Below are 3,003 nucleotides of genomic sequence, written 5' to 3'. Positions count from 1 at the left end.
CCGACGACGGCCGCGCGGCGCTGGAGCGCCTGAACGCCGAGCCCGTCGATCTGGTGCTGATGGACGTGCATATGCCGGTGATGGACGGCGTCGAGGCCGTGCGCCGGATCCGGGCGGGCGAGGGCGGCCGGGTCGACCTGCCGATCATCGCCCTGACCGCCGACGCGATGGTCGGCGACGCCGAACGCCTGATGGCGCAAGGCTTCGACGACGCCCATCCCAAGCCGATCGCGCCGGCGGGCCTGCTGGCGACGGTGGCGCGCCTCTCCGCGGCGGACGGGCCGACCCGAGACCCGAAGGCGGCCTGAAGCGCGTTCGGTCAGTTTTTGTTAGCGCGCCGGCGCGTAAGACAGAGCCTCAAGTACTCCGAGGGAAATCGTGTCCGTCGTCGCGCGCCGTCGCAAAACCAGGCCCGTCAACGCAGCCGACCGCCTGGCGCGCAGCCTGCGGGCCCTGGCCCATACCGGCTCGACCAGCCGCGTGCTGAACCTCGTCGAGATCGAGGCCAGGAGCGGCAAGCGCCCCGAATACGCCGAGCATCCGCTGTTCCGGAATCGCGTCCTCAACAGCGCCCTGATCCTGAAACACCGCGTGCGGAACGACGACGTCTATCTGTTCGACGAGGCGCGGCCGCTGGCGACCAAGATCATCATCCCCTTCGACCGCTCGGACCTGGGCCTGGGCGGCCGGTCGGTGTTCGTCGGCCAGCGAGGCTGGATCGAGATGCTGGCCGACGCCTGCAACGCCTCCGGCCGCCTGACCCGCGACCTGACCGTGCTGCACGCCATCGACGCCCTGCCGTCGCTGGACCCGTTCCTGCTGCGCGAACACCTGCGCCAGCACGAGCTGACCGTGGCGCACTGCTACTTCGCGCTGTCGCCGGCCGACATCGACCAGATGCAGGGCTTCGTCGGCATGGAGATCGGCCACCTGATCGAGCTGGCCTATGGCGAGCAAGGCGGGGCGCGCCGCTCGCAGGCTGGGCGCATGGTCGAGGCGCTGCTGGCGGCCGACTTCGACGAGCGCCTGTCGCCCCTGCGCCTGACCCTGGGCATGGAGGGCCACAGCTTCAAGGACGGGGTCTTCGCCTGGAAGGGCGTGCTTTACTACAAGTGGATGCTGACCCGGCTGTGGCCGCTGCTGACCAAGATCTGCGACGAGCTGGACCGCCTGGTGGTGACCGGCTTCCGCGACGAGACCGACGAGCGCTATGTGGCCCTGGCCCGGCGACGCCTTCAGGCCGCGCTGCCGGTCGAGCGGCAAGCCATTCTGCGCACCCTGAAGATTTACGACGACGCCTTCGAGCAGCTGGTCCGCAATCGCCGACCGCAGGCGTTCCGCGAGTTCCTGCTGAGCGCTCCGGAGCTGTTCCTGAACCTCGGCGAGCGGGTCGGCGCCATCGCCCACATTGCCAGCTACTGGCGCTATCGCTTCCCCGAGGGCCAGCCATTGACCGCCGACGCCGAGGAGGCGGTGGACCTTCTACAGGACTTCGAGACCAGCCTGGCCATTCCGCTCAACCCTTAAACGGGGACGTTCCCGGCTGGGCGAGCGGAATCTTAACGTTCTGATTCCACTATCCCGATCCTAATCGCAGGAGCCTCGGGTTCTCGTGTTCGACGGCAACGTCCGCACCCTCCAACGTGTCGCCGCCAAGGTGCAGCGGGTTCTGGTCGTCGATCCGAACCCCGCCATGGCGCGCCTGCTGGCCGAGCACATGCGTCCGCTGGGCGCGGTCGAGATGTTCTCCGCCCCGACGGCGGAGAAGGGCTACGCCCTGGCCCGCACCACCGATCCGCAGCTGATCTTCGTCGAACACGCCCAGTCCGGCGTCGATGGCGTGGCCTTTACCCGCAAGATCCGCCGCAGCGACCTGATCTGCCGCGAGGCGCCGATCATCATGTGCGCCACGGAGGCGACCGCCGACGTGATCTTCGACGCCCGCGACGCCGGCGTGCACGAGTTCATGCGCAAGCCGTTCAACATCAAGGACCTGGAGCGTCGGCTCGAGGCCGTGACCTTGAAGCCGCGCGACTGGGTCGAGGGCGTGGGCTATGTCGGCCCCGACCGCCGCCGGTTCAACTCGGCCGACTATCGCGGGCCTCGCAAGCGCAAGGCCGACGCCAGCGCCACGCCCGCCGCGCGCCTGTCGCAGGCTTTGCGCATCGTCAAGTCGGCCGCCGCGGCGTTGGACACCGATCCGGCGCAGGCCCGCCGCGCCCTGGCCGCCCAGGCCCACGAACTGCGTCTGGTGGGCGAAGCGGTCAAGGACGACCGGCTGCGGCAGGCGGCCGACGCCCTGGGCGCCTGCACCCAGGCCGATCTCGCCGGCCCCGGCGGCCGCGCCGACCTCATCAAGCGCATCGACGCCCTGATGGGCTTCATGGCGCCCGAGGACAAGGGGCGCGCAGCCTGATCTGATCCTTTCCGGTTGTGGAAACGAAAGAAGGCGGCGTCCGTGACGCCGCCTTCTTCGTCTTCTGATCGCGAGGCGAACAGGCCTTAGAAGGCCATCCGCGCAACCAGTTGGAACACCGGACCGGCCTTTTCCCGCTCCAGCTCGTACTCGTCGAACGAACGGCCGCGCTGGTCGGCGATCGTGGTGAACTTGTTGAAGGTCTCCTTCTTGTCGGCGTCGAGCAGGTTCGAGCCGGTCAGGCGAACGACCATGGTCTTGCCGATACGCTTTTCGATGAAGACTTCCAGGTCCGCGCCATAGGTGGTGGTCACCTCCTCGCCGACGACGCGGCTATAGGCCTCGCCCTGCTTGCGATAGGTCATGCCGAAGGCGGCGCCGAAGGTCGGGATGTCCTGGATGAAGCCGACGTTGAAGACCGACTCCGCCTGGCTGTTGAACCGACGCTTGCCGAACTCGTCCTTCACCTCGCTGTCGAGGTAGGAGTAGTTCAGGAACACGCCGGTGTTGTCCAAGCCGATGAACGACAGCGGCGTCGAGAGGTCGAACTCGATCCCGTAGACCTTGCCGTCGCCGGTGTTGCGGGC

General features: G+C 68.1%; 3 protein-coding genes and 1 pseudogene. 3 read left to right on the top strand and 1 reads right to left on the bottom strand.

Translation table 11 applies throughout. The features are described 5' to 3' along the window. The 3 genes from Q0379_RS17940 to Q0379_RS17930 all read left to right on the top strand — a co-directional run. A partial coding sequence (locus Q0379_RS17940; RefSeq protein WP_299014697.1) for a response regulator occupies nt 1-308 on the top strand: 308 nt, incomplete at its 5' end. Between the two features lie 70 nt (nt 309-378). Then, on the top strand, nt 379-1,527 hold the full coding sequence (locus Q0379_RS17935; protein WP_299014694.1) for a hypothetical protein: 1,149 nt from the start codon (nt 379-381) through the stop codon (nt 1,525-1,527). An 85-nt stretch (nt 1,528-1,612) separates the two neighbouring features. Further along, nucleotides 1,613-2,416 carry a response regulator gene (locus Q0379_RS17930; RefSeq protein WP_299014692.1) on the top strand — a complete coding sequence of 268 codons (804 nt, stop codon included), beginning with the start codon at nt 1,613-1,615 and terminating at the stop codon, nt 2,414-2,416. 86 nt (nt 2,417-2,502) lie between these two features. On the opposite strand, the pseudogene Q0379_RS17925 reads toward Q0379_RS17930, so the two are convergent. Beyond that, nucleotides 2,503-3,003 (bottom strand): annotated as a pseudogene (locus tag Q0379_RS17925) (TonB-dependent receptor); the annotation flags it as partial.

This window comes from uncultured Caulobacter sp. (assembly GCF_937900395.1).
Taxonomy (GTDB): Bacteria; Pseudomonadota; Alphaproteobacteria; order Caulobacterales; family Caulobacteraceae; genus Caulobacter.
This window is presented reverse-complemented; position numbering and strand designations above follow the sequence as displayed.